This is a genomic window from Marinicauda salina (assembly GCF_003122085.1).
GTDB lineage: Bacteria > Pseudomonadota > Alphaproteobacteria > Caulobacterales > Maricaulaceae > Maricicauda_A > Maricicauda_A salina.
Map to the genome: position 1 here is coordinate 347499 of NZ_QEXV01000003.1, position 25002 is coordinate 372500.

The following is a 25002-nucleotide window of genomic DNA, read 5'->3' on the forward strand; positions in this document are numbered from 1 at the left end:
GCAACGGAATTAATGGCGCTCAAAGGAAATAGGTTGCATCGAAAATAGAAAAAGCCCGGCGCGACGCGCCGGGCCCTCTCAGGAAAATCGATCCGCCTACTGGCTGGCGACGTCGGCCTCGCGGCCGGCGCGATAATCCACCTCCAGCTCGGCGGCGAGATAGGTGAACGCCGCCCAGGCGGCGACGTTCTGGGCCATCTCGTCGGGATCGATCTTGTCGAACGTGTCGTCGGGCGTGTGATGGAAGTGGAAATAGTCCTCGCCGTTCTGCTCCAGCCGCGCCATCGGCACGCCCATGTATTGCAGCGGGATCATGTCCGGCCCGCCGCCGCTTTCGTTGTCGCCGCGGATGACGCCCAGATGGGCGAGCTCGCGGCCGATCGCGTCCATCGCGGGGACCGCGTCCGGACCGACATTCGACGAGAACTTCCACACCTCACGGGCGCCGAAATCCGACTCCGATCCGATGACGTGGTTCTCCAGCGTGCCGTCCTCGGCGCGGGCCCGGGCGTAGGCGCGCGCGCCGACCAGGCCGACCTCCTCGGCGCCGAAGAGCACGACGCGGATCGTGCGGCGGGGATGCTCGGGCAGATCGCCGATCAGCTTGGCCGCGGCCATGGTGATGCCCACCCCGGCGCCGTCGTCGAGCGCGCCGGTGCCGAGATCCCAGCTGTCGAGATGGCCGCCGATGACGACGATCTCCTCGGGGTTTTCGCGACCCGGGATCTCGCCGATGACGTTGCCGGAGGTCACTTCGCCGCGCCAGCCGGCGCGGGTGTGGATATGGACCACCGGCGTCTCGCCGCTGGCGACGATGCGCTCGATCTGGTCGGCGTCGGGCGCGGAGACGGCGAGCGCGGGAATCTGCGGCCGGCGTCCGTCCGGGAAGCTCATCATGCCGGTGTGCGGGAAGCGGTGGGAATCGGTGCCGACCGAGCGGATCAGCACGCCGGCCGCACCGCGATCCTCGGCGAGGTGCCACGCGTCGCGCCGCTTGCGATTGGCCCAGCCATAGCCCTCGCCGGTGCGCGTCGCGACCATGCGGTCATTGATGAAGACGATGCGGCCGTCGAGCGCGTCCTCGGAATCGTCGGACTCCAGGAAGGCGTCGAAGCTGTCGAAGAAGGCGATTTCCGCCTCGAGCCCGCCCTGCGGGGTGGCCGCGCCGCCGCCGAGCGACGTCGCGTAAAGCGGCTGGGGATAGGGCGAGACGATCTCGGCGGTCTCGAACACGCCGTCGCCGCGGGTCCACAGATCGAGCGGGAACTCCTCGACGCGGACATTTTCGAAGCCGAGCTCGGTGAGCATCTCCACGCCCCAGTCGCGGGCGCGGGCCTCGGCGTCGGTCCCGGCCAGGCGCGGTCCGATCTCGGTGCTCAGCGATTCCGTGATCTCGTAGGCGAGATCGCTCTCGCGCGCCGTCTCGGCGAGCGCCTGCGCGGTGGCGCGCGTCTCCGCGGGGATCTCGAATTCCTGCTGGCCGTGCGCGGCGACGGTCAATGTCGCCAGCGATCCGGCCGCGATGAGCGTGCGCAGCATGCCGCCCTCCTCGTGACTGTGATTTGCGCCGGAGCTTACGCCTCTCGCGCGTCCCTGCAAATCAGCCGCTGCGGTAGGCCGGCCGGCGCGCGCAGGCTATAAGGCGGACATGGACCGCACTGACGACCTCGACCGCCCCGATTTCGAAGAACTCGCCGAAACCGAGCGCCTTGAAAGCGCCCCGGCGCCGGGCGCGCCGGAACCCGGCTTCGGGACGTTCGCGCCCGGACCGGTCGCGCGGGTCGGCCTGGCGATCGGCCGCGCCCTGCCCGCCGGCGCGGCGGGGCTGAAGCTCGCCGGCGCGGCGCGGCCGCTGGCGCTGTCGGGCGTCAAGAACGGCGTCGCCGACGTCGAGGCGCTGGGCCTGAGGCTGCGCCTGCACCCGAAGGACAATCTCTCCGAAAAGCGGCTCTTCATGACGCCGCAATGCTTCGACCCCGCCGAACTCGCCGCGCTCGCCGAGGCGATGGGGCCGGGCCGGACCTTCCTCGACATCGGGGCCAACGCCGGCGGCTACGCGCTGTTCGCGGCGAAGGCCGGCGGGCAGACAGCGCGCGTGATCGCCGTCGAGCCCCAGCGCGAGATGCGCCGGCGGCTCGCCTACAACGCCCGGCTCAACGGGCTCGACAACCTCGAGATCACCGGCGTCGCGCTGTCGGACTATGAGGGCGAGAGCGTGCTGCGTCTGGTCGAGAGCAATCTGGGGCGCACTGCGCTCGCGCGCGAAGGCGGCGGCGAGGCCGTGCGCGTGACCACGCTCGAGACGCTCCTGGACGAACTCGGCGTCGCCCGCGTCGACGCGATGAAGATCGACGTCGAGGGCGGCGAGGCGCGCATCCTGGCGCCCTTCTTCGCCAAGACGGACCCTGCTCGCTGGCCCGGTCTGATCATCATGGAGCGGCCGGCGCTCAATCGCGACGGGGACGGCGCGGACCCGGTGGCGCTGGCCTGCGCCAACGGGTACCGGCTGCGTCAGGAGACGCGGATGAACGCCATCCTCGAGCGTCCGGCGCCGGACGGGCGTTGAATGACAGGCGCCCATCAGCGCGGCGACGGCGTCTCCAGGCGCGGACGGCTTTGCTTCAGCCCTAGATCAAGGACGCGAACATGATCATCGACGGACGCAGGAAGGATCTCGGCGGCTTCCAGGTCGCCCGCGTGCTGCCGTACGCGAAGCGGCGCATGGTGGGGCCGTTCATCTTCTTCGACGAGATGGGCCCGGCGCGCTTCGACCCGGGACAGGGCGTCGACGTGCGCCCGCATCCGCATATCGGGCTGGCGACGATCACCTATCTGTTCGAGGGCGAGATGGACCACGCCGACAGTCTCGGCGTGCGCCAGACCATCCGCCCCGGCGAGGTGAACTGGATGACGGCCGGGCGCGGGATCGTCCATTCCGAACGCACCGGGCCGGAGGCGCGCGCGAGCGGCTTCTCGATCCACGGCATCCAGACCTGGATCGCCCTGCCCGACGGCTCCGAGGAGATCGAGCCGGAATTCCATCACCACCCGAGCGGAGACCTGCCCGAGTTCAAGCGCGGCGGCGCAACGGTGCGGCTCATTCTCGGCACGGGCTGGGGTCAGGCTTCGCCCGTGAAAGTCCATTCGCCGATCGTCTACGCCCACGCCGAGGCGCCCGCCGAAGCCGCGCTCGACCTGCCCGACGAGCACGCCGAGCTCGCCGTCTACGTCGTCTCCGGCTCGGCGCGCGTGGGCGGCGAGCCGGTCGCGGCCGGACAGATGGCGGTGATCGAGGACGGCGCGGCCGGCGTCGAGGCGCTCGAGGACAGCCGGCTGATGATTCTCGGCGGCGCGCCGGTCGGCCCGCGCAAGATCGAATGGAACTTCGTCGCCAGCGCGCAGGCGCGGATCGAGCGCGCGAAATCCGACTGGCGCGCCAGCGCGGCGGCGGGCTTCGAGGACGCCGTATTCGCCCTGCCCCCGGGCGAATCGGAGCATATTCCGTTGCCCGATGACGTCGCCGCAGGCGAGCCGCCGAAGCCGACGCCCGACTGCCCGACGACGTGAGTCCGCACGCCGGGGGGTGATTCCCGGGCGCGGCGCCGTTAAAACATCCGGATCGATCGCGCCGGGCGGGCGCGGCCGGACGAACCGACAATCAAGAACCCGCGGTCTTTGGGGGGAATCATGCCCGACGGAATGGTGAACACCCGCGATCTCAGCGATCTCGGCGTGACGAACGCCGCCCGGCTCAACGTCAACTGGACGGAGGCCGCGCTTTACCAGGAAGCCGTCCGCCGGGGCGAAGGCGAGGTCGCCAAGGGCGGACCGCTGGTGGTGAAGACCGGTCAGCACACGGGCCGGTCGGCCCGCGACAAGTTCACCGTCCGCGACGCCGCGACCGAGGACACCGTGTGGTGGGACTTCAACGCGGCGATGTCGCCGGAGCATTTCCAGGCGCTGTGGGCGGACATGCGCGCGCACATGGCCGACAGGGAGCTGTTCGTCCAGGAGCTGTTCGGCGGCGCCGACGAAACCCACCGCCTGCCGGTGCGCGTCGTCACGGAACTGGCCTGGCATTCGCTGTTCATCCGGCACCTGCTGCGCCGCCCCGACGCCGCCGAACTGGCCGACTTCGCGCCCGAATTCACGATCGTGAACCTGCCGAGCTTCCGCGCCGACCCCGAGCGCCACGGCACGCGGTCGGAGACCGTCATCGCGGTGAACTTCTCCGAGCGGCTGGTGCTGATCGGGGGGACCTCCTACGCCGGCGAGACGAAGAAGTCGGTCTTCACGATCCTCAACTACCTGCTGCCCGAGAAGCGCGTCATGCCGATGCACTGCTCGGTCAATGTCGGGAAGGCCGATGATCCGGCGGTCTTCTTCGGCCTGTCGGGCACGGGCAAGACGACGCTGTCGGCCGACCCGGAACGCAAGCTGATCGGCGACGACGAGCACGGCTGGTCGGAGAACGGGCTCTTCAATTTCGAGGGCGGCTGCTACGCCAAGATGATCCGGCTGTCGGCCGAGGCCGAGCCGCAGATCCACGCCACCACGAAGATGTGGGGCACGGTGCTCGAGAACGTCGTGATGGATCCGGTCACGCGCGAACTCGATCTCGACGACGCCTCGCTGGCGGAGAATTCCCGCGGCGCCTATCCGCTGCACTACATCCCCAACGCCTGCGACAAGAACGTGTGCGGGCATCCGAAGAACATCGTCATGCTGACCTGCGACGCGTTCGGCGTGATGCCGCCGATCGCCAAGCTCACCCCGGCCCAGGCGATGTATCACTTCCTGTCGGGCTACACGGCGAAGGTCGCCGGCACCGAGAAGGGCGTCACCGAACCGTCGGCGACCTTCTCGACCTGCTTCGGCGCGCCCTTCATGCCGCGCCATCCCGCCGAGTACGGCGCGCTGCTGCGCGACCTCATCGCCGAGCACTCGGTGGATTGCTGGCTGGTCAACACCGGCTGGACCGGCGGCGCCTACGGCGTCGGCGAACGCATGCCGATCGCGGCCACGCGCAAGCTGCTCAACGCCGCGCTCGACGGCTCGCTCGCCGGGGCGGCCTTCCGCACCGATCCCGTGTTCGGCTTCGCCGTTCCGGTTTCGGTCGAAGGCCTCGACGATTCGATCCTGGACCCGCGTTCGACCTGGAGCGACCAGGCCGCCTTCGACGCGCAGGCCGAGAAGCTCGCCGACATGTTCATCGCCAATTTCGAGAAGTTCGAGGATCACGTCGCGCCCTATGTGCGCGCCGCCGCTCCGAATCCGGAACAGGCCAAGCTCGCCGCCGAATAGTTGGCGGCCCACGGCCTCGTGAACGCCGCGCCCGACGCGAGACTGGCGCGTCCGGGCCGGCTAATTTATGCCTGATCCGCAAACGGCCGAAGCGCGGGCGCGGGGCCTGCGCGGCATTGCGAGCGGTGCGGATCGATGGACGCGAAACCCGACATTCTCCACGCGATCGGCGGCACGCCGCTGGTCCGGCTCAACCGAGTCGCCCCGGAAGGCGGCGCGACGATCCTCGCCAAGTGCGAGTTCATGAACCCGACCGGGTCGATCAAGGACCGGATGGGCCCCTACATCATCGAGCAGGCCGAGAAGGCCGGCCTGCTGAAGCCCGGCGGGACCATCGTCGAGAACACGTCGGGCAACACCGGCCAGGCGCTCGCGATGGCAGCGGCGGTGAAGGGCTATCGGTGCATCTTCACGATGCCCGACAAGATGAGCCGCGAGAAGATCGACATGATGAAGGCCTTCGGCGCGGAGGTGATCGTCACCCCGACCGACGTGCCCGGCGATTCGCCCGAGCACTACGTCAACCGGGCCAAGCGCATCGCCCAGGAGACGCCCGGCGCCTTCTATGTCGACCAGTACCATTCGCAGTGGAACATCGAGGCGCACTACCACCTCACCGGCCGCGAGATCTACGAGGAGACCGACGGCGGCAAGTTCGACGTCTTCATGGGCGGGACCGGCACCGGCGGGACCGTGTCCGGCGTCGGACGCTATCTCAAGGAGCACGCGCCGAACGTGAAGATCGTCGGCGTCGATCCGCTCGGCTCGGTCCACTACACGCTGTTCAAGACCGGGAAGCTGCCGACCGCCTATGTCTACGCCGTCGAGGGGATCGGCGAGGACATCAAGTGCGAGGCGATGGACTTCTCCGCCGTCGACGACATGGTCCAGGTCAACGACAAGCAATCCTTCGACATGGCCCGCCGGCTCGTGCGCGAGGAAGGCCTGTTCGCCGGCGGGTCCTCGGGCTCGATCGTCCACGCCGCCGTCGAGCTGGCGAAGACGATGCGCCCCGACCAGACGATCATCGTCACGCTGTGCGACTCGGGCAGCCGCTACGTGTCGAAATTCCTCTCCGACAAGTGGATGGCCGAACACGGATTCCTCGAGGAGGGCCCCGATCTCGGACTCGTCCAGGACGTGCTCGGCGCGAGCAACATGTCGCCGATCACCGTGGACGGAGACGCCACCGTCGGCGACACGATCACACTGATGCGCGAACACGGCGTCTCCCAGGTGCCGGTGATCGACTCGGGCAGCCTCACCTCGATCGTGCGCGAGGCGGATATCCTAAACGGGCTGCGCGCGGGACGACTCAAGCTCGACTCGCCGATCACCGACGCGGCGGGCAAGATCGCCGGCGTCGTCTATCCCCGCGCCCGGCTCGAGGAGCTGTTCCACATTTTCGACGCCGGCCATGTGGCCGTCGTCGTCGACGGCGGCGCGGTGATGGGCGTCGTCTCGCAGATCGATCTCATCGAACACATGGCCAAGCGGCCGCACTGAAGCGTCAGATCACGGGGTTCGGATCATGAGCCGGAACAACAGCCAATTCGCCACGCGCGCCATCCATGCCGGCCAGCGCCCGGATCCCACGACCGGCGCCATCATGACGCCGGTCTACCAGACCTCGACCTATGTTCAGGAAAGCCCCGGCAAGTTCATAGAAAACTATGACTATTCGCGGTCGGCGAACCCGACGCGAACGGCCCTGCAGGACAATCTGGCCAGCCTCGAGGGCGGCGCGCACGGGATCGCCTTCGCCTCGGGCGTCGCCTCGCTGGCGGCCTGCATCCATCTTTTGAAGACCGGCGACCACGTGCTGCTGTGCGACGACGTCTATGGCGGCACGTTCCGCATGTTCAACAACGTGTTCTCGCAGCTCGGCGTCGAGTTCACGCGCGTCGACATGACCGATCTCGATGCGACGCGCGACGCCTTCACCGACAAGACGAAGCTGGTCTGGCTGGAGACGCCGACCAACCCGACGCTCAAGGTGATCGACATCGAGGCCGTTTGCGCTCTGGCGAAGGAACACGGCGCGTTGTCGGTGGTCGACAACACCTTCGCCTCTCCCTTCCTGCAGAACCCGCTCGCGCTCGGCGCCGACATCGTCAGCCATTCCTGCACGAAGTATCTCGGCGGGCATTCCGACCTGGTGATGGGCGCGCTCGTCACCGACAGCGACGCGCTGGCCGATCGGCTGCGCTACATCCAGAACGCCGTCGGCGCGATTCCCGCGCCGTGGGACTGCTTCCTGCTGCTGCGCTCGACCAAGACGCTGCACGTGCGCATGGAGCGCCACTGCCAGAACGCCGCGCGCATCGCCGACTGGCTCGCAGAACGCGACGAGATCGAGCGCGTGCTCTATCCCGGCCGCGAAGACCATCCCCAGCACGCCGTCGCGGCCAAGCAGATGCGCGGCTTCGGGGGCATGATCACGGCGACGCTGAAGGGCGGCCTGCCCGCCTCGCGCGCCTTCCTGGAGAGCCTGTCGGTGTTCTCGCTGGCGGAATCGCTCGGCGGCGTGGAGTCGCTCGTCGAGCATCCCGCCATCATGACGCACGCCAGCGTCGACCCCGAGGCGCGCCGCGCGCTCGGGATCGACGACGGGCTGGTGCGGCTGTCGGTGGGCATCGAGGACGCCGGCGACCTGATCGGCGATCTCGAACAGGCGCTCGACGCCGCCGGGGCGGCGCTCAGGGCCGCCGAATAGGGTTTCCGCCGAAACCGGTCAGGCCTCGGCCGCCTTGCGCGAGACGAACCAGACATTCATCGGATCGTGCTCGAGCGAACGGCGTTCGACCTGGACGAAACCGGCCTCGCCGAGCATCGCCTCGGCGGTCTCCCAGCCCCACATCGTGCCGAGCCCCTCGCCGCCCTGGCCGAGCGAGATCGGCATGCAGTGCGCGCAGGAAATGGCGTAGAGCATGGCGGCCATGGGGAAGTCGTAGTTCTGCTCCAGGTGCGCGGACCCGCCGATATCCTGAACCAGGTAGACGCCGCCCGGCCGCAAGGCGCGATGGAGACGGCGGAGCAGGTCCTGGGGATCCTTCTGGTCGTGGATCGCGTCGAACGAGGTGATGAAGTCGAAACGATCGACCTCGTCGTAGGTCGAGAGGTCGCGTTGCTCGAACCGGATGTTGTCGAGGCCCTGCGCGCGGACGTCGGCGTCGGCGTGATCGATCGCATCGGCGCAGAGATCGTAGCCGACGAAGCGGCTGTTCGGGTATTTCGCCGCCATCGCGATCAGCGCCTGGCCCCGGCCGCAGCCGGCGTCGAGCACGTCGATCCCCGCCTCGAGGCGATCGGCCAGCCCGTCGACCAGCGGCAGGATGACGTCGAAGAGTCCCGCGATGATGGTCTGGGCGCTGTCCTCGGCCATCACCTGGTGGAAGCAGGGATAATCATCGTAGGTGGTGCCCTCGCCGGTCTCGAAGCAGGCGATGAGCTTGTCCTGGACCGACGAGATGAAGCCGACCATCTGGGCGTAGACGGCGAGATTGCCGAGCGGCGCCTCGCGGGTCAGGCAGGCGGCGTGCTCGGCGGGCAGCGCGTAGGTCTTGGAGACCGGATCGTAGTCGACGATCCCGCCCATCGTCATCACGGCGAGCCATTCGCGCACATAGCGCTCCGACAGCTCGGCGCGCGCGGCGATATCCGCGCTGGTCGCCGGCGCCATGCCGCTCATCACGTCGTACAGGCCGAGGCGGTGCCCGATCGCCATCATGGCGGTCACGGCGCCCGCGTTGAGCATGCCGGCGATTTTCTCGCTGAAGGCCTCGGCGCGCGGTTCGTCGAAGCGGTCGAGGGTCTGGGGGGAGGAGACGCTCATGGGGTTTTGCCTTCTTCCGATTGTCGTCGCAGCGGACCCTAGCGCCGGGCCGGCGCGCCGGAAGTCCGGAAATGGACAAAAACGAGCCGATCGTGCCAAATGCGCGCATGGAGGACATGACGACCGCCCCGCCCGTCTCCGTGGCGCTGCTGGCCGCGCCGGAGAGTTCGGCGGCGGTCCTGTACGGTCTGCAGGAAGTGCTGGGCGCCGTCGGTCACGCCTGGGACGACCTCACCGGCGAGCCGAGCGGCGAGCGCCGGATGCGCCCGGTCGTCGTGTCGACGCGGACCGACACCTTCCGCTGCCCGACCGGGGCGCCGATCGCCCCGGACGAGCGCTTCGACGCCGGATCGCGCTTCGATGTCGTCATCGTCGGAGACCTCGGGATCGAGCGCGAGCCCGCGGGCCGCTGGCTGGAAGAGTGCGCCTGGCTCAGAACCCAGGCGGAGGCCGGCGCGATGATCTGTTCGGTCTGCACGGGATCGGTGATGCTCGCCGAGGCCGGCCTGCTCGACGGTCTGGAGGCGACGACGCACTGGAGCGCACGGGACATATTCGCGCGCTTCTATCCAGCGGTCCGGCTCCACCCCGAACGGGTGCTCTGCCCCGCCGGTCCCGAACACCGCATCGTCACCAGCGGCGGCTCGGCGGCGTGGGCCGATCTCGCGCTCTATCTCATCGCGCGCTGGTGCGGCCGCGAGGCGGCGATCCACATCGCCAAGGTGTTCGTGCTGGGCGACCGCAGCGACGGACAGTTGCCGTTCGCCGCGATGTCGCGGCCGCGCGATCACGACGACGCGGCGATCATGGAAAGCCAGGTCTGGATCGCGGACAATTACGCCCTGCCGAACGCGGTGGCCCGGATGGTCGAGGCCTCCGGCCTCGCCCCGCGCACCTTCAAGCGCCGCTTCCGGGCTGCGACCGGCTACACGCCGATGGACTATGTCCAGACCCTGCGCGCCGAAGAGGCCAAGCAGCTGCTCGAGACCACCGACGAACCGACGGACGCCATCGCCGAGGCGGTGGGCTACGAAGACCCCGCCTCGCTCAGGCGCATGTTCAAGCGGCTCACGGGCGTGACGCCGGCGCGCTACCGCCAGCGCTATCGCGCGATCGGCGTCGCCGTTTCCTAGCCGGCCGCGGCGACGGCGGACGCGCCGTTGCGACGGCGGCGACGACGCGAGCGGCTCGACTTGCCGCCGGAGGACTGGCCGGCCTGCGGGCGTCCGCCGCCCTGGCCTGAACGCTTGCCCTTCCGGTTGCGCGATTTCGCCGATCCGCCCTCGCCCGGCTGCAGCGGCGGGGCGTCGTTGAGACCGGCGATCCGCACGCCGGTGAGCTTCTCGATATCGGCGAGCAGGCTGCGTTCGTCGGGCGCGCAGAACGCCACCGCCCGACCCGAAGCGCCGGCGCGCGCCGTGCGCCCGATGCGATGGACATAGGCCTCGGCGACGTTCGGCAGCTCGAAGTTCACCACCAGCTTCACGTCGTCGATATCGATGCCGCGGGCGGCGACGTCGGTCGCGACCAGGATCGGCGCGCGGCCGCTCTTGAACGCGGCGAGCGCGCGGTCGCGCTGGTTCTGACTCTTGTTGCCGTGGATGGCCCCGGCGTCGTGGCCGTTCTGGTTGAGATGTTTCGCCACGCGGTCGGCCCCGCGCTTGGTGCGCGTGAACACGATGGCGCGTTCGCCCGCCGCGTCGCCGAGCAGGTCGACGAGCGCGGTGCGCTTCGCGCCGGCGTCGACATAGAGCACGCTCTGATCAATGCGCTCGACGGGCGTGGCGGCCGGCGTGACGGACACCGTGACCGGGTCGCGCAGGAAGTCGTCGGCCAGCTTGCGGATCGGCGGCGGCATGGTCGCCGAGAACATCACCGTCTGACGCGGCGTCCCGACGGCGGCGAGAATCTTGCGGATGGCCGGCATGAAGCCGAGATCGAGCATCTGGTCGGCCTCGTCGAGGACGACTGTCGTCGTCAGGTCGAGGCGCGCCTTGCCGGCGCCGAGATGATCGAGCAGCCGGCCCGGCGTGGCCACGAGGATATCGAGGCCGCGGGCGAGCGCCTTGATCTGCGGGCCCGGCTTCACACCGCCATAGATGACGGCGTGGCTGAGACCGGTCTGGCGGCCATAGGCCGCGATCGAGGCGTCGATCTGGGCGGCGAGTTCGCGCGTCGGCGCGAGCACCAGGGCGCGGCAGCTCCGGCCGGGCGCCTGCTTGTTCTCGGCCATCAGCTTGTGCAGCAGCGGCAGGACGAAGGCCGCCGTCTTGCCGGTGCCGGTCTGGGCGACGCCGACGACGTCGCGGCCCTTCAACAGGGCGGGAATGGTCTTCGCCTGGATCGGCGTGGGGGTGTCATAGCCTTCGGCCGTAACGGCGCGAAGAATCGGCTCGGCGAGGCCGAGATCGTTGAATTGGGTCAAAAATCACCTTTCGTCAGGCCGGGCGCGCGGTCCTCCGCGCGGCCTTCGACCTTGTGCGTTCTGTATGGGACGTCTGCGCAGATCAGCCGCCGTTCGAAGGCGCGGCCCGGAAACCCGAACCGCCCTCACGCCCGGACTTGAACAGGAGCCTTTGCTCCGGCCGATCCGATCGAGCCCCGCTTGAGGGTGGAAACCACCGCTTCTACGCGCAGGGCTCATGCGCTGGTTGTCCATATGGACGCGATTGATGGCCGAAGCAAGGCGCATCCGCCGGAATCGCAAAGAAAAAAGCCGGCCGCGCATGCGGCCGGCTCGGGTCGGCGCGTGCGGGGCGGACCGCTATCCGCCGTTGACCTTGATGCGGCGGACCGGCTTCTCCGCCGACGCCGCCCTCGGGATGGACACCGTCAGAACGCCGTTCTTGAACTTCGCCTTCACCTTGTCGGCGTCGACTTCAAAGGGCAGCGCGAACTGACGCATGAAGGCGCCCTGGGCGCGCTCGACGACATGGTAGCGCCGGCCCTTCTCCTCGTCCTCGCGCTCGATCGCGTGCTCGGCCTTCAGCGTGAGCACGTCATCGGCGAGATCGAGATCGATATCCTTCTCCTCCACGCCCGGCAGCTCGGCCGTGATCTCAAGGCCCTCCTCGGTCTCGGAGACGTCGACCTTCGGCGACAGGACGCCGTTCGACGTCATGCCCTCCGCCAGCGGCCAGCCGCGCGCGAAGTCGTCGAACATGCGGTCCATCTCCTGGCGCAAGCTCAAAAACGGGTTGTCCTCACCGGCGCTGCGGGGCGCGCGGGAGCGGCGGGTGAAGGGAGTCAGGGATCCAAAGGCCATGATGAACCTCCTTGTTCCAAACCAGCCTGTCGTACGGTCCTCGCCGCGAAGCGCGGCGGCGGAGCGGGGCTGGCGCTCCGTTAACCGCACCTGAGCTGGGGTCGTTCCCCGGCCGCTTCAAGATGCCGCGGAACGGGGCGCGCTGGGGCGAGTTGTCCGGTCGAACACGGGCGCGGCGGCGAGAGAAAGGCGGCTTTCATGGCCGAGCGGAATGCGATCGTCGAAAGGCTGCTGGACCGGCACGGACGAACCTTCTGCGCCGAGCTCGGCGTCGCCATCGGGAAGAACACGCCCGCGCCCCTGTTTCAGTGGCTGGTCGCCGCGGACCTCTATTCCACCCGGATCGGCAACCGCCTCGCCGAAGCCGGCGCGAAGGCGCTGTTCGACGCCGGCCTGACGACGCCGGACAAGCTGGCCGAGGCGGGCTGGGAGCGCCGCGTCAAGCTGCTCAACGCCGCCGGCTTCGCCCGCATGGACGAGAGCTATGCGCGCATGATCGGCGAGGCCGCGGAACTGCTGATCGAGAAATATCACGGCGATCTGCGCGAGCTGCGCGAGGCGGCCGGTCGCGACCCGAAGCAGGAGATCCGCCTGCTGCAGGAATTCAAGGGTATCGGCGAGGCAGGCGCGGCGATCTTCTGCCGCGAGGTCCAGGCCGTCTGGGAGGAACTCCATCCGTTCGCCGACAGGAAGGCGCTGGAGGCGGCGAAGGCGCTTGGGCTGGGGAGCTCCGCCGAGGATCTCGCCAAGCTGGTGGATCGGGCCGACTTCCCCCGCCTGGTCGCCGCGCTCGTGCGCTGCAGCCTGGCCGGCGACGCCGACGAGATCCGCGCCGCCTAGAGCCCGAACACCCGTCGCGCATTGCCGGACAGGAAGGCTGCTTCCTGCTCGGCGTCGAGGCCGAGCCCGGGCAGACCCGCGAGACACTGGCCCGGGTCCAGCATCGGGTAGTTGGTCCCGAACATGACCCGGCTGCGGCCCGGTCCCTTCATCCACGCGACGAAATCGGGCGGCAGGCGCTTGAGCGCGTAGGCCGACGTGTCGACGTGGAAGTTCGGGAATTTCACCGTCAGCGTCGTGAGTTCGTCGATCCAGGGAAAGCCGACATGACCGCCGACGACGACGAGTTCCGGGAAGTCGAGAAGCACGTCCTCGAGATAGGGAATGAGCCGGCCGGTCTCGGAGCTTTTCAGCGGTCCGGTATGGCCGATCTGGGTGCAGAACGGGACGCCGAGATCCACGCACGCCGCATAGACGGGATAGTAGCGCCGGTCATTCGGCGGCAGGCCCCACAGCCACGGCACGGCGCGCACGCCGACGAAGCGGGTCCCGTCGACGATGTCGCGCAACTCGCGCACGGCTTCCATGGGCCGGGCGAGATCGACGCTCGCCAGACCCCGGAAGCGCTCCGGCGCGGCGTCGACGGCCCCGGCGACGTCGGCGTTGGAGATGAGCGGGCCGCCCGGGCCATGCCAGGCCGAGAGAAGCGCGATGTCGACGCCGGCGGCGTCCATCGTCTCGATGGCGGTCTCCGGCGTGGGAAGGATCGCGTCGGCGTCGCGACCGATCCAGCGCAGCAGCGTCTCCATCCAGGGCTGACGCGCCATCGTCTCGGTGGGAAGCTGCGCCCAGACATCGATCGCGCCCATGATTTTCTCCATTCACTTCACTATTGAAGTATATGATCATGGCCGCCCACGCGCAATCGCCCTGGACGGCTCGTCATGTCCGCATCCTCGCTTCGCCTGTTCCACAAGATCCAGCTCGCCGCCCACCGGTTGAAGAAGACCGCCGACCGGGCGCTGGTCGAAGCCGCCGGGATCACGGTGGCCCAGGCCGCGGTGCTGACCCTCGTGGCCGATCGCCAGCCCGTCTCGCAGAAGGCCGTCGCCGCCGCGCTGGGCTTCAACGAGTCCGCAGTCACCGCGATGGTGCGGCGCTTGCTCGCCGACGGCCTGCTCGAGCGCGAACGCGCCGCCGAGGACGCCCGCGCCTGGCGGCTTCGCCTGAGCGCGGCGGGGAGCGAGGCGCTGGCGGCGGCGCGCGGCCCCTTCAACGACATCAACGCCGCGATCGACAGTGCGCTGCGCGAGACCGACGACGCGGCGTTCGCCGCCGCGCTCGACCGTCTGGCCGCGCGCTTTCGCGGCGCCTAACGGGCGGCGGCGCGGATCCAGACGGCGGCGAGATCGGCCATCGCCGCGTCGTCGAGGCCGTCGCCGCCGCGCTCTCCGACATCACCCGCAACCCCGCCCCGATAGGTGCGTGATCGATCCGACCCGGCGCGCTCTCACCGCCGCTCGGCTCCGGCGCGCCAGGCGCCGGGCGAGCGGCCGAACTCGCGCTTGAACGCCCGGCTGAAGGCGGCTTCGGACGCATAGCCCGCCGCGTAACCGGCCTCTGCGACGGACGTGCGTCCCGAACGCAGGCGCTCGGCGGCCGCGCGCAGGCGATGCCGGGTCAGGTAGCGCATCGGCGACACGCCCACATGGCGACCGAAGCGCTCGACCAGCGCCGAGCGGCCGATGCCGGCCTTGGCGGCGAGGGTCTCAAGCGTCCAGCCGCTGTCCGGGCTGCGATGGATGAGCGCGAGCGCCCGGCCCACATGCGGGTCGCGCAATCCGGCGATCCAGCCGCCGGCGTCGTCCGGCATCGACCTCATGTATTCCCGAACCGCCTCGGCGAACAACAGCTCGGCCAGCCGGTTCAGGCTGACGTAGGCGCCGGCGCCGCCGCTGGCGAGTTCGCGCGCGGCGTAGCGCATGGAGCCCTCGACCCAGGCGCCGGCGCTGGCCGCGTCCAGGCTCAGCTTGAGCAGGACCGGCAGGCTTTCAAGCAGCGGGTGGCCGGCCTCCTCCGCGCCGAGGAAGCCGCAGAGAATCCGGCAGCGCTCGCCGCCCCCGCCGCATCGGATCCGTGCAATCCCCTCCGCGTCGGCGGGCTCGACGAGCGAGTCGCCGTCAAGCGGCTTGAGCCCCGGTCCGCTGCCGAGCACGTGCGCGTCATTGCGTGGCGCGACCAGCACGTCGCCCGCGCGCGCCGTCGCGGGAGGGGCTCCGTGGGCCTCGATGCTGAGCGCGCCCTCGACGACATAGTGATAGGCGATCAGATGCGCCGGACGGGCGCCGAAGGGCTCGAGATCGGTCTCGGCCACCTTCGAGGCGATGCACCAGGGCGCGGTGAATTCGGCGTCGAGAAACACCGCGCCTGAGAGCGTCATGCCGCCCAGAAGATCGTCGAGCGCTTCCATGCCGTCCCATCGTCGCGCGCGCGCGCCGGCGGACCGGTCAAGACTTCCGGCGCATCGGGCATTCCCGGCCCCGCCCCTGAATGGATTATTATAACCCTCCGCGACCCGAGAACAGAGACGCCGCTCCGCGCATACGCGGAGACGGCGGGAAAGGTTGGTTTGAACATGGCGAAATACAGAACCCGGCCGCCCCAGCTCGACGGCGGCGTCTTCCTCACCGACGGCGGCATCGAGACGACGCTGATCTTCCATGACGGTCTCGACCTGCCCGATTTCGCGGCTTTCCACCTCCTGCGCGAGGAGGCCGGCCGCCGGGCCCTGAAGGACTACTTCACCCGCCACGCCTCCATCGCCCGCGACCGAGGCGTCGGCTTCGTCCTGGAGAGCGCCACCTGGCGGGCGAGCCCCGACTGGGGCGAAAGGCTGGGCTATTCGCCCGCCGCGCTCGCCGAGGCCAACCGCGCCGCGATCGATCTGCTCGCGGAGCTCCGCGCGGAGATGGAGACCGCACGCTCGCCGATGCCGATCAGCGGCTGCGTCGGCCCGCGCGGCGACGGCTACGATCCCGGCGAGGTCATGACCCCCGACGCGGCGCAGGCCTATCACGCCGTCCAGATCGGGACCTTCGCCGAGACCGAGGCCGATCTCGTCACCGCGATCACGATGACCAATGTGAACGAGGCGATCGGCCTGGCCCGCGCCGCCGCGGCGGCGGACATGCCCTCGGTCATCTCCTTCACCGTCGAGACGGACGGCCGGCTGCCGACGGGCCAGCCGCTCAGCGAGGCCATCGAGGCCGTCGACGCGGCGACCGGCGCCGGCCTATTACATGATCAACTGCGCCCACCCGACGCATTTCCTCGACGCGCTCGCCGACGCCGACTGGATGCGCCGCATCCGGGGCGTGCGGGCCAACGCCTCGCGCATGTCGCACGAAGAGCTCGACGCCGCCGAGGAACTCGACGACGGCGATCCCGAGGAACTCGGCGGCCAGTACGCCGATCTCCGCGCGCGCTGTCCCTGGATCAACGTGCTCGGCGGCTGCTGCGGCACCGATCACCGGCATATCGACGCGATCTCGCGGGCCTGCGCCGAGGCCGCGTAAGGCGGGAGACGGCGCTGTCGCACCGTGCCGGGCGGGCCTCGCGCCCGCCCGGACTCCCGCGTCGGGTCAGGCGGGGATGTCGGCGAACTCCTCGGCGAGATGGTCGATGAGCCCCCTGACCGCGGGCAGCAGGCCGCGCCGCGATGCGAACACCGCGTGGACCAGGCCGCTGCGGGGGCGCCAGTCCGGCAGCACGTCGACAAGCGCGCCGGCCGCGAGATCCCGGTCGACCATCATCATCGGCAGCTGCACCACCCCGACGCCCGCAAGCGCCGCCAGCCGCATCTGGATCATGTCGTCGGTGATCAGCCTGGGCGCATGCGCGACGGCGGCCTCCGCGCCGTTCGGGCCCTCGAGACGCCACTGGTGTTCGCCGTGGGCCGGCGCGAAATCCATGCTGGGCAGGGCGTCGAGATCGTCGAGCGTCAGCGGCCGCGGCAAATCCGCGACGAGCCCCGGACTGGCGACCAGTCTCTGCGTGCTCGGCGCGAGGACGCGCATGATGAGATCGCTTTCCTCGAGCGGGGGAAAGCGCACCCGGATCGCCACATCGATCCCTTCGGCGATGACGTCGACGCGGCGGCTCGTGCTCTCGAGATGCACGTCCACCTTTGGGTTCGCCGCCATGTAGCGCGCGATCATGTCGCCCGCCTGGAAGCAGAGCAGGGCCGGCGGACAGCTCACCTTCACCACGCCCTGCGGCTCGGCGCGCGAGCGCTCGATGGCTTCCTCGGCGGCGTCCGCCTCGACGAGCATCGCAACGCAATGGCGATAGTATTCCTCGCCGAGCTCGGTGACGGCGAAGCGGCGCGTCGAGCGGTGGATCAGCCGGACGCCGAGCCGCTCCTCCAGCAGCTTGACCCGCCGGCTCAGGCGGGACTTCGGCACGCCGAGCGCGCGGGCGGCGGGCGCGAAGCCGCGGTGATCCACCACCTGCACAAAGAAATAGAGGTCGTTGAGATCCCGCATGCGTCATTCGTTCCATGAATGGAACGGTCTGGTCAATTCATGCGCCTACTCTTCTCATCGTTTCACTCATAGGTGTTTCGCCAGAAGGAGGCCGCCCCCTTTGCGGCCCCGGAGAAGGAGAAACGCCATGAGACGGATTCTCGGGGTCTCGAACGCGCCGCCGATGCACTGGGTCGGCGACGGCTTTCCCGTTCGGACCATGCTTTCGCACCACCACGACGGAGACGCGGTCAGCCCGTTCCTGCTGCTCGACCACGCCGGCCCGGCCCGCTTCGAGTCGACGCGACGCCGCAGAGGCGTCGGCGAGCATCCCCATCGCGGCTTCGAGACGGTGACCATCGTCTATAGCGGCGAGGTGGAGCACCGCGATTCCACCGGCGCCGGCGGACTTATCGGGCCCGGCGACGTGCAGTGGATGACCGCCGCCTCCGGAATCCTCCACGAGGAGCGCCATTCCGCGACGTTCGCCGCCGAGGGCGGCGACTTCGAGATGGTGCAGCTCTGGGTCAACCTGCCCGCCGAGCACAAGATGTCCGAGCCGGGATACCAGACCCTCCACGCTGCGGAGATCCCCCTGGTCGGACTTCCCGACGGCGCGGGCGCGGTGCGCGTCATCGCCGGCCGCTACGGCGACCATGCCGGACCGGCGCGGACATTCACGCCCGTCGACATCTGGGACGTCAGGCTGAGCCCGGACGCCGTCTGGACGTTCGCGCCGCCCGAGGGCCGCACCCTCGCCCTGGCCGTGCTCGACGGCACGGTCGAGGTGAACGGCGAGCGGATCGTCCGCGCCGACCAGACGGTGCGCTTCGAACGCACCGGCGGCGAGGTCGTCGTCGAGGCCAACAACGACGCGAAGTTGCTGGTGCTTTCCGGCGAGCCGATCGACGAGCCGGTCGCCGCACACGGCCCCTTCGTCATGAACACGGAAGCCGAGATCCGGCAGGCACTGCTCGACTTCCAATCCGGCCGGCTGGGCGATCCGTCGCCCTAGACCGGAGCGAAGCCCCGGCCCGGACGGGCCGGGGCTCCGCCTCCCGCGCGCTCGGCGCGCTCTCCCCTCGAAGAAGGAACCTGACCATGACCACGACCTACAACCGCCTGAACAAGGACGACGCCGCCGTCCTGCTCGTCGACCACCAGAGCGGCCTGCTCTCGCTGGTGCGCGACATCGATCCCGACACGTTCAAGAACAACGTGCTGGCCGTGGCCGATCTGGCGGAATATTTCGACCTGCCCACGATCCTCACCACGAGTTTCGAGGACGGGCCGAACGGCCCGCTCGTCCCCGAGCTGACGGAGACCTTCCCCGAGGCGCCCTTCATCCCGCGCCCCGGCCAGATCAACGCCTGGGACAATGACGACTTCGTCAAGGCCGTCGAGGCGACGGGCCGCAAGCAGCTGATCATCGCCGGCGTCGTCACCGAGGTCTGCGTCGCGTTCCCGGCGCTGTCGGCGCTCGAGCAGGGTTACGACGTGTTCGTCGTCACCGACGCCTCGGGCACCTTCAACCCGATCACGCGGGACGCGGCCTGGGAACGGATGGCCGCGGCCGGCGCCCAGCTGATGACGTGGTTCGGCGTCGCCTGCGAGCTCCATCGCGACTGGCGCAATGACGTCGAGGGCCTCGGCACCCTGTTCTCGAACCACATTCCCGACTACCGCAACCTGATCTCGAGCTATCAGGCGAACCAGTCGGCGAACTAGCCGATCCGACCATCGACGGCCGCGCCCCCGCGCGGCGACGAGGGACCCGCCGGCGCCGTCAGCCGGCGGGTCCGGTCGCCGGAGGCGGACCGGTCGGCGCGCCCGGGCGCCCCGTTTGCCCCGCGCGCCTGGCCGAAGGCATGCTGCCCCGTGTGGTTCAGCCAATCCGAAGGACGGGTCCCTATGACCGAGATCGCTGTTGCGGCGCGCATCACGGGGCGGGTCCAGGGCGTGTCGTTCCGCGCCTGGACGCAGGCCATGGCCGAGCGCCGCGGCGTCGCCGGCTGGGTGCGCAACGAACCCGACGGCTCCGTGCGCGCCCTCCTCATGGGCGAGGAGGGCGCCGTCGCCGACGTGGTGCGGGCGCTGCACGACGGGCCGCCGGCCGCGCAGGTCGAGGCGGTGGCGACCGAAACGGTCGAGCCGGATCCGGATGCCGCGGATTTCGAGATCACCGGCTGAGGCCCGGCGACGGCGGAGCGCGCAGCGACGCGCTGCGCTGAAGCAGGATCGGCAGGATGTGACACGGCTCAGAATGCTAACCCGATGAGCACTCCCAGCAGCAGCATGCTGCCGCCGACAACCGCGTGAGAAAGGGCGTTACTCGCCACATTCACGAGGATCTTCCCCCAGCCGGTCTCATGCCAGACCGGCTGGGCACCCTCTTGAACCGCCTGTTGGCGTTGCTCAAGCCAAGCGCGTGCGCATTGTGCTTTGCGGCCCCGCATATCCCCACGCGCCAACGCAATCCGGACGAATTCCTCGCCCTTCTCATCCCACCTCCGGAAGTGCTCTTCGCATCCGAGGGCGTTGGTGGAGCTGTTAGATTTCGACATCTAAAGTTCTATGCTATCTCGATTCCAACGTGGCGGCGGGAAGTCTAATCAATGCCTTCTATTGGGCGCGACCCAATAACTTATCTGGCTCTCCGAATTATCGAGCTTGAGATGGGACTTGCCTATATGCGGCAACGTGCCTCCGAAGAGGAAGACGGAGCGCTGGACGATAAGATTCAACTGGAGAGCCCCCGCTTTGGCGGCGAAATGACGTTCACGCGGGGCCGTGTCCTCCAATACGTTGAAGAGTGCGCGGAGGAGTATGAGGAGGCGAAACGGGATGAAGAAAGCCGTAAAGAGCGGTCCGCTCGCCGGCACGATCGGCTGTTCAACTTCGGAGGAGCGTTCCTAGGCGCGGCCGTTGGTGCTGCCGGGGCCATCGTGGCAGCGCTTATCGTCTCAAGTGGCTAAGCATCCGGCATTTCGCCCGAAAAGCAAAAGACCCGCCAAGCCATTGGCTTGGCGGGTCTTTTTTGGGTGCGGGGGTAGGATTTGAACCTACGACCTTCAGGTTATGAGCCTGACGAGCTACCGGGCTGCTCCACCCCGCATCAGGATGGCCTTCGGCGGGCGGACCCGTCGGAAGGGAGGCGTATGTAGGACGCCCCGGGCCGGGCGTCAACCGACGCCGCACGCTTTGCGCAGGCCGGCGCGGCGCCTATGCTCCGCGCCGATGAGCATGACGCAAACCGAACCCGGTCCGCGCCTCGACGCCGCGATCGCCGCCTGGCGCGCGGGGCGCCTCGACGAGACGCTCGAGACCCTCGACTCGCTGGTCCGCGAGGGCGTCGAGCCCGCCGGGCAATTGCTGCTGCAGGCCGCCGCCGAAGACGCCGCGCCGACCGGATCGCGCGCGCGGGCGGCCGACGCGCTCGCAGCCGCGCCCGACGCGCCGGCCTTCCGGCGCCACCGCGCCTATCTCCGCGCCAGCGGCTACGCCGGCGCGCCGGATCTCGCCGGCGCGATCGCAGATCGCCTCGAGGAGGCCCGCGCCGGCGACGCCCAGGCCGGCCTCGAGATCGCGCTGCTCGCGCTGATGATCGGCGAGACCGACGCCGCCGACGCCCTGCTCGAGGCCGCCGCCGAAGCCGGATCCGGCCACGCCGTGGCCGCGCTGCTGCGCCGGGGCGCGGAAACCGGTTCGCTTTCGGAGACCGCGGCGAGCCGGGCGCCGGCGCTGCAGCAGACCGGCCACCCCCTCGCCGCCGCGCTGGCCGCTGCGGCGAACGGCCTGCCGACGCGCCCGAAGGGCGCGGCCGACGCCGCCGACACGCTGGCGCCCGACGCCCTGACGTCGGCCTTCGAGGCCGCCGATGCGCCGTCCGAGACGCTCGCCGAGAAGCCGGCCGTGATGCGCTGGCCGCAGGCCTTCCCGGCCGCGCTGTGCGATTACCTCGCCGCCGGCGCGGCGCCCCTGCTCGCCGAGGCGGTGATCTTTGATCCGACCACCGGCGAGACCCGCCCCGACCCGCATCGCAAGGCGCTGAGCGCGGCGCTGTCGGACGGCGTGATGGATCTCGCGCTGTTCGCCTTCAAGGCGCGGATGGCGGCGCTCGCGGCCCTGCCCGTCGAGCAGGGCGAATACCTCGCCGTGCTCGCCTACCGGCCCGGCGACGCCTATCGCGCCCATTGCGACTACATCACCGACGACGGCGGGGCCGGCACGGCCGATCTCGCGCGCGGCGGCCAGCGCATCGCCACAACCCTGGTCAAGCTCAACGAGGAGTACGAGGGCGGCGAGACGGTCTTTCCCCGCCTCGACGTCGCCTGGACGGGCGGGCGCGGAGACGCGCTGACCTTCATGAACGCTGACGCCGACGGCGCGCCCGACCCGATGAGCCTGCACGCGGGCGAGCCGGTGCGGGCGGGCATGAAGGTGCTGGCCAGCCTGTGGATGCGCGAGCGCCCGACGCGTTGAACCGGACGAGCCGATCCCGGACGCGAAAAAGCCCCGGCGCGAGGCCAGGGCTTTCAAGATCTTGATCATCGTCGAACGGAGGACATGTTCGGCGTCGAACGGGCGGACCGGGCGGCGACCTACTCTCCCGTGCCTTGAGACACAGTACCATCGGCGCTGAGGGTCTTAACGGCCGTGTTCGGAATGGGAACGGGTGGGGTCCCCTCGCTATAACCACCCGGTCGGCGCGTTCGACGCGGAGATCACAGAGACGTCCTGACAGGCGGGCTCATGACGGACGAAGCGATCGCCGTTCATGAGCATCGTAAGATCAAGCCGATCGAGCAATTAGTACCGGTCCGCTCCACGCATCGCTGCGCTTCCACTTCCGGCCTATCAACGTGGTGGTCTTCCACGGCTCTCAAGGGATACCTGGTTTCGAGGGGGGCTTCCCGCTTAGATGCTTTCAGCGGTTATCCCGTCCGCACTTAGCTACCCTGCTATGCCGCTGGCGCGACAACAGGTCCACCAGAGGTGCGTCCATCCCGGTCCTCTCGTACTAGGGACAGCTCCTCTCAAGTATCCGACACCCACGGCAGATAGGGACCGAACTGTCTCACGACGTTCTAAACCCAGCTCACGTACCGCTTTAATTGGCGAACAGCCAAACCCTTGGGACCTGCTCCAGCCCCAGGATGCGATGAGCCGACATCGAGGTGCCAAACAATGCCGTCGATATGGACTCTTGGGCATCATCAGCCTGTTATCCCCGGCGTACCTTTTATCCGTTGAGCGATGGCCCTTCCACGCGGGACCACCGGATCACTATGGCCGTCTTTCGACTCTGCTCGACCTGTCAGTCTCGCAGTCAGGCTGGCTTATGCCATTGCACTCAACGAGCGATTTCCGACCGCTCTGAGCCAACCTTCGCGCGCCTCCGTTACTCTTTGGGAGGCGACCGCCCCAGTCAAACTACCCACCACACAGGGTCCCGGATCCGGGTTCACGGATCGCGGTTAGACATCAATGATAGCAAGGGCGGTATTTCAAGGATGGCTCCACCAGTGCTGGCGCACCGGTTTCAAAGCCTCCCGCCTATCCTACACATGCCATCACTAATGCCACTGTGAAGTTGTAGTAAAGGTGCACGGGGTCTTTCCGTCTGACCGCGGGTACTCCGCATCTTCACGGAGAATTCAATTTCGCTGAGTCTCTGTTGGAGACAGTGGGGAAGTCGTTACGCCATTCGTGCAGGTCGGAACTTACCCGACAAGGAATTTCGCTACCTTAGGACCGTTATAGTTACGGCCGCCGTTTACCGGGGCTTCAATTCGGAGCTTGCACTCCTCCTTTTAACCTTCCGGCACCGGGCAGGCGTCAGACCCTATACGTCGTCTTGCGACTTCGCAGAGCCCTGTGTTTTTAGTAAACAGTCGCCACCCCCTGGTCTGTGCCCCTCCACACCGGTTGCCCGATGCAGAGGCTCCCTTCTCGCGAACTTACGGGAGTAATTTGCCGAGTTCCTTCAACAGAGTTCTCTCAAGCGCCTTGGTATGCTCTACCAGTCCACCTGTGTCGGTTTCGGGTACGGTCTAATGCGGGAGCTATTTCCAGGGACGCCACCGCCGCCCATCCAATCCAGTAAGGATGAACGACTTACGGAATCCGTCACTACCCGCTGGCCCAGGAATATTAACCTGGTTCCCATCGACTACGCCTTTCGGCCTCGCCTTAGGGGCCGGCTTACCCTGCGCTGATTAGCATTGCGCAGGAACCCTTGGACTTTCGGCGAGAGTGTCTCTCACACTCTTTATCGCTACTCATGTCAGCATTCTCACTTCCGATACCTCCAGGCGACCTCGCGATCGCCCTTCACAGGCTTACGGAACGCTCCGCTACCGCTCTTTCGAGCCCGCAGCTTCGGTGCAACGCTTAAGCCCCGTTACATTTTCCGCGCAGGAGCGCTTGACCAGTGAGCTGTTACGCTTTCTTTAAAGGATGGCTGCTTCTAAGCCAACCTCCTGGTTGTCTAAGCATTCCCACATCGTTTCCCACTTAGCGTTGACTTGGGGACCTTAGCTGGCGGTCAGGGCTGTTTCCCTCTCCACTACGGACCTTAGCACCCGCAGTGTGTCTGCCGCGCATTACTCCTCGGTATTCGGAGTTTGGTTAGGTTTGGTAAGCCGGTGAGGCCCCCTAGCCCATCCAGTGCTCTACCCCCGAGGGTATTCACGCGACGCTCTACCTAAATAGATTTCGCGGAGAACCAGCTATTTCCGAGTTTGATTGGCCTTTCACCCCTAGGCACACGTCATCCCCGCATTTTTCAACATACGTGGGTTCGGTCCTCCAGTGAGTGTTACCTCACCTTCAACCTGCACATGCCTAGATCACTCGGTTTCGGGTCTCATCCCTCGAACTAAATCGCCCTATTCAGACTCGCTTTCGCTGCGCCTACACCTACCGGCTTAAGCTTGCTCGAGAGACGAAGTCGCTGACCCATTATACAAAAGGTACGCCGTCACCCCGCATGGGGGCTCCGACTGCTTGTAGGCGCCCGGTTTCAGGTTCTGTTTCACTCCCCTCGTCGGGGTGCTTTTCACCTTTCCCTCACGGTACTGGTTCGCTATCGGTCGGCAAGGAGTACTTAGGCTTGGAGGGTGGTCCCCCCATGTTCGAACAGGATTTCACGTGTCCCGCCCTACTCGAGTCTCCTTCGATCGCTTTCGCGTACGGGGCTGTCACCCGCTATGGCCGACCTTTCCAGATCGTTCCGCTGACTTTCGAAGAAGCACTGGCCTGGCCCCCGTTCGCTCGCCGCTACTAAGGGGGTC

20 protein-coding genes, 1 tRNA gene, 2 rRNA genes and 1 pseudogene (1 of these 24 cut by a window edge) are annotated in these 25002 nt (G+C 68.3%); 14 read left to right on the plus strand and 10 right to left on the minus strand.

Annotation, left to right across the window (positions count from 1 at the left end; translation table 11 throughout):
* Positions 1-96: 96 nt before the first annotated feature.
* Positions 97-1539, minus strand: a complete 1443-nt coding sequence (locus DDZ18_RS07150; RefSeq protein WP_109252681.1) for a M28 family peptidase — start codon at positions 1537-1539, stop codon at positions 97-99.
* A 109-nt stretch (positions 1540-1648) separates the two neighbouring features.
* Between DDZ18_RS07150 and DDZ18_RS07155 the strand changes: the two genes are divergently transcribed.
* The 5 genes from DDZ18_RS07155 to DDZ18_RS07175 all read left to right on the plus strand — a co-directional run bounded on the left by DDZ18_RS07155 (position 1649) and on the right by DDZ18_RS07175 (position 8020).
* Complete coding sequence (locus DDZ18_RS07155) at positions 1649-2566, plus strand: FkbM family methyltransferase (RefSeq protein ID WP_109252682.1); 918 nt, start codon at positions 1649-1651, stop codon at positions 2564-2566.
* A gap of 80 nt (positions 2567-2646) precedes the next feature.
* On the plus strand, positions 2647-3567 hold the full coding sequence (locus tag DDZ18_RS07160; protein ID WP_109252683.1) for a pirin family protein: 921 nt from the start codon (positions 2647-2649) through the stop codon (positions 3565-3567).
* Positions 3568-3687: 120 nt separating this feature from the next.
* Positions 3688-5304: a phosphoenolpyruvate carboxykinase gene (locus DDZ18_RS07165; RefSeq protein WP_109252684.1), complete on the plus strand. Its 1617-nt coding sequence runs from the start codon at positions 3688-3690 to the stop codon at positions 5302-5304.
* A gap of 135 nt (positions 5305-5439) precedes the next feature.
* Complete coding sequence (locus DDZ18_RS07170) at positions 5440-6810, plus strand: pyridoxal-phosphate dependent enzyme (RefSeq protein ID WP_109252685.1); 1371 nt, start codon at positions 5440-5442, stop codon at positions 6808-6810.
* A gap of 25 nt (positions 6811-6835) precedes the next feature.
* Entirely contained in the window at positions 6836-8020 is a 1185-nt protein-coding gene (locus tag DDZ18_RS07175) for a cystathionine gamma-synthase (protein ID WP_109252686.1), read from the plus strand.
* Positions 8021-8038: 18 nt separating this feature from the next.
* Here DDZ18_RS07175 and DDZ18_RS07180 read toward each other — a convergent pair whose 3' ends face one another.
* The gene (locus tag DDZ18_RS07180; RefSeq protein ID WP_109252687.1) at positions 8039-9139 is read right to left on the minus strand and encodes a class I SAM-dependent methyltransferase; all 1101 of its coding nucleotides are present in this window, start codon (positions 9137-9139) and stop codon (positions 8039-8041) included.
* 71 nt (positions 9140-9210) lie between these two features.
* Between DDZ18_RS07180 and DDZ18_RS07185 the strand changes: the two genes are divergently transcribed.
* On the plus strand, positions 9211-10272 hold the full coding sequence (locus DDZ18_RS07185; protein ID WP_233245751.1) for a GlxA family transcriptional regulator: 1062 nt from the start codon (positions 9211-9213) through the stop codon (positions 10270-10272).
* Here DDZ18_RS07185 and DDZ18_RS07190 read toward each other — a convergent pair.
* On the minus strand, positions 10269-11564 hold the full coding sequence (locus DDZ18_RS07190) for a DEAD/DEAH box helicase (protein WP_109252688.1): 1296 nt from the start codon (positions 11562-11564) through the stop codon (positions 10269-10271). The two genes, DDZ18_RS07185 and DDZ18_RS07190, sit on opposite strands and share 4 nt — an antisense overlap.
* A 339-nt stretch (positions 11565-11903) precedes the next feature.
* Positions 11904-12302, minus strand: coding sequence for an Hsp20/alpha crystallin family protein (locus DDZ18_RS07195; RefSeq protein ID WP_233245752.1), 399 nt, complete (start codon positions 12300-12302; stop codon positions 11904-11906).
* 300 nt (positions 12303-12602) lie between these two features.
* Here DDZ18_RS07195 and DDZ18_RS07200 point away from each other — a divergent pair, with 300 nt between their 5' ends.
* Positions 12603-13244: a hypothetical protein gene (locus tag DDZ18_RS07200; protein ID WP_109252690.1), complete on the plus strand. Its 642-nt coding sequence runs from the start codon at positions 12603-12605 to the stop codon at positions 13242-13244.
* On the opposite strand, the gene DDZ18_RS07205 is transcribed toward DDZ18_RS07200, so the two are convergent.
* A complete protein-coding gene (locus DDZ18_RS07205) occupies positions 13241-14053 on the minus strand; it encodes an amidohydrolase family protein (protein WP_199241140.1) in 813 nt (270 codons plus the stop codon). The genes DDZ18_RS07200 and DDZ18_RS07205 overlap by 4 nt on opposite strands.
* Positions 14054-14128: 75 nt before the next feature.
* Here DDZ18_RS07205 and DDZ18_RS07210 point away from each other — a divergent pair, with 75 nt between their 5' ends.
* Complete coding sequence (locus DDZ18_RS07210) at positions 14129-14560, plus strand: MarR family winged helix-turn-helix transcriptional regulator (RefSeq protein ID WP_109252691.1); 432 nt, start codon at positions 14129-14131, stop codon at positions 14558-14560.
* A gap of 134 nt (positions 14561-14694) precedes the next feature.
* Here the strand turns inward: DDZ18_RS07210 and DDZ18_RS07215 are convergent, their stop codons facing one another.
* Positions 14695-15654 carry an AraC family transcriptional regulator gene (locus DDZ18_RS07215; protein ID WP_109252692.1) on the minus strand — a complete coding sequence of 320 codons (960 nt, stop codon included), beginning with the start codon at positions 15652-15654 and terminating at the stop codon, positions 14695-14697.
* A gap of 165 nt (positions 15655-15819) precedes the next feature.
* Here DDZ18_RS07215 and DDZ18_RS14290 point away from each other — a divergent pair.
* Positions 15820-16759, plus strand: a pseudogene (locus DDZ18_RS14290) (homocysteine S-methyltransferase family protein).
* A 66-nt stretch (positions 16760-16825) separates the two neighbouring features.
* Here DDZ18_RS14290 and DDZ18_RS07225 read toward each other — a convergent pair.
* On the minus strand, positions 16826-17728 hold the full coding sequence (locus DDZ18_RS07225; protein ID WP_109252693.1) for a LysR family transcriptional regulator: 903 nt from the start codon (positions 17726-17728) through the stop codon (positions 16826-16828).
* 127 nt (positions 17729-17855) lie between these two features.
* Between DDZ18_RS07225 and DDZ18_RS07230 the strand changes: the two genes are divergently transcribed.
* The 4 genes from DDZ18_RS07230 to DDZ18_RS07250 all read left to right on the plus strand — a co-directional run bounded on the left by DDZ18_RS07230 (position 17856) and on the right by DDZ18_RS07250 (position 20682).
* A complete protein-coding gene (locus tag DDZ18_RS07230; protein ID WP_109252694.1) occupies positions 17856-18722 on the plus strand; it encodes a pirin family protein in 867 nt (288 codons plus the stop codon).
* A gap of 86 nt (positions 18723-18808) precedes the next feature.
* Positions 18809-19435 (plus strand): isochorismate family cysteine hydrolase YcaC, encoded by a 627-nt coding sequence (ycaC, locus tag DDZ18_RS07235; RefSeq protein WP_109252695.1) that lies wholly within the window; start codon positions 18809-18811, stop codon positions 19433-19435.
* 183 nt (positions 19436-19618) lie between these two features.
* Entirely contained in the window at positions 19619-19897 is a 279-nt protein-coding gene (locus DDZ18_RS07240) for an acylphosphatase (protein WP_109252696.1), read from the plus strand.
* A gap of 485 nt (positions 19898-20382) precedes the next feature.
* Positions 20383-20682, plus strand: a complete 300-nt coding sequence (locus DDZ18_RS07250; protein ID WP_109252698.1) for a hypothetical protein — start codon at positions 20383-20385, stop codon at positions 20680-20682.
* Between the two features lie 63 nt (positions 20683-20745).
* On the opposite strand, the gene DDZ18_RS07255 is transcribed toward DDZ18_RS07250, so the two are convergent.
* Positions 20746-20822, minus strand: a tRNA-Met gene (locus tag DDZ18_RS07255).
* 122 nt (positions 20823-20944) lie between these two features.
* Between DDZ18_RS07255 and DDZ18_RS07260 the strand changes: the two genes are divergently transcribed.
* Positions 20945-22189: a 2OG-Fe(II) oxygenase gene (locus DDZ18_RS07260; RefSeq protein ID WP_109252699.1), complete on the plus strand. Its 1245-nt coding sequence runs from the start codon at positions 20945-20947 to the stop codon at positions 22187-22189.
* 106 nt (positions 22190-22295) lie between these two features.
* Here DDZ18_RS07260 and rrf read toward each other — a convergent pair.
* Positions 22296-22410 (minus strand): 5S ribosomal RNA (rrf, locus tag DDZ18_RS07265).
* A gap of 85 nt (positions 22411-22495) precedes the next feature.
* A 23S ribosomal RNA gene (locus DDZ18_RS07270) occupies positions 22496-25002 on the minus strand (it continues 282 nt past the right edge of the window).

Bases quoted from the DNA above. Each gene is read 5' to 3' on its own strand.
- DDZ18_RS07210 (WP_109252691.1), top strand. From the start codon at position 14,129: ATGTCCGCATCCTCGCTTCGCCTGTTCCACAAGATCCAGCTCGCCGCC.
- DDZ18_RS07230 (WP_109252694.1), top strand. From the start codon at position 17,856: ATGAGACGGATTCTCGGGGTCTCGAACGCGCCGCCGATGCACTGGGTC.
- DDZ18_RS07260 (WP_109252699.1), top strand. From the start codon at position 20,945: ATGAGCATGACGCAAACCGAACCCGGTCCGCGCCTCGACGCCGCGATC.
- DDZ18_RS07225 (WP_109252693.1), bottom strand. From the start codon at position 17,728: ATGCGGGATCTCAACGACCTCTATTTCTTTGTGCAGGTGGTGGATCAC.
- DDZ18_RS07205 (WP_199241140.1), bottom strand. From the start codon at position 14,053: ATGGGCGCGATCGATGTCTGGGCGCAGCTTCCCACCGAGACGATGGCG.
- ycaC (WP_109252695.1), top strand. From the start codon at position 18,809: ATGACCACGACCTACAACCGCCTGAACAAGGACGACGCCGCCGTCCTG.
- DDZ18_RS07150 (WP_109252681.1), bottom strand. From the start codon at position 1,539: ATGCTGCGCACGCTCATCGCGGCCGGATCGCTGGCGACATTGACCGTC.
- DDZ18_RS07175 (WP_109252686.1), top strand. From the start codon at position 6,836: ATGAGCCGGAACAACAGCCAATTCGCCACGCGCGCCATCCATGCCGGC.
- DDZ18_RS07155 (WP_109252682.1), top strand. From the start codon at position 1,649: ATGGACCGCACTGACGACCTCGACCGCCCCGATTTCGAAGAACTCGCC.
- DDZ18_RS07200 (WP_109252690.1), top strand. From the start codon at position 12,603: ATGGCCGAGCGGAATGCGATCGTCGAAAGGCTGCTGGACCGGCACGGA.
- DDZ18_RS07180 (WP_109252687.1), bottom strand. From the start codon at position 9,139: ATGAGCGTCTCCTCCCCCCAGACCCTCGACCGCTTCGACGAACCGCGC.
- DDZ18_RS07170 (WP_109252685.1), top strand. From the start codon at position 5,440: ATGGACGCGAAACCCGACATTCTCCACGCGATCGGCGGCACGCCGCTG.
- DDZ18_RS07165 (WP_109252684.1), top strand. From the start codon at position 3,688: ATGCCCGACGGAATGGTGAACACCCGCGATCTCAGCGATCTCGGCGTG.
- DDZ18_RS07160 (WP_109252683.1), top strand. From the start codon at position 2,647: ATGATCATCGACGGACGCAGGAAGGATCTCGGCGGCTTCCAGGTCGCC.
- DDZ18_RS07195 (WP_233245752.1), bottom strand. From the start codon at position 12,302: ATGTTCGACGACTTCGCGCGCGGCTGGCCGCTGGCGGAGGGCATGACG.
- DDZ18_RS07240 (WP_109252696.1), top strand. From the start codon at position 19,619: ATGACCGAGATCGCTGTTGCGGCGCGCATCACGGGGCGGGTCCAGGGC.
- DDZ18_RS07185 (WP_233245751.1), top strand. From the start codon at position 9,211: ATGGACAAAAACGAGCCGATCGTGCCAAATGCGCGCATGGAGGACATG.
- DDZ18_RS07250 (WP_109252698.1), top strand. From the start codon at position 20,383: ATGGGACTTGCCTATATGCGGCAACGTGCCTCCGAAGAGGAAGACGGA.
- DDZ18_RS07215 (WP_109252692.1), bottom strand. From the start codon at position 15,654: ATGGAAGCGCTCGACGATCTTCTGGGCGGCATGACGCTCTCAGGCGCG.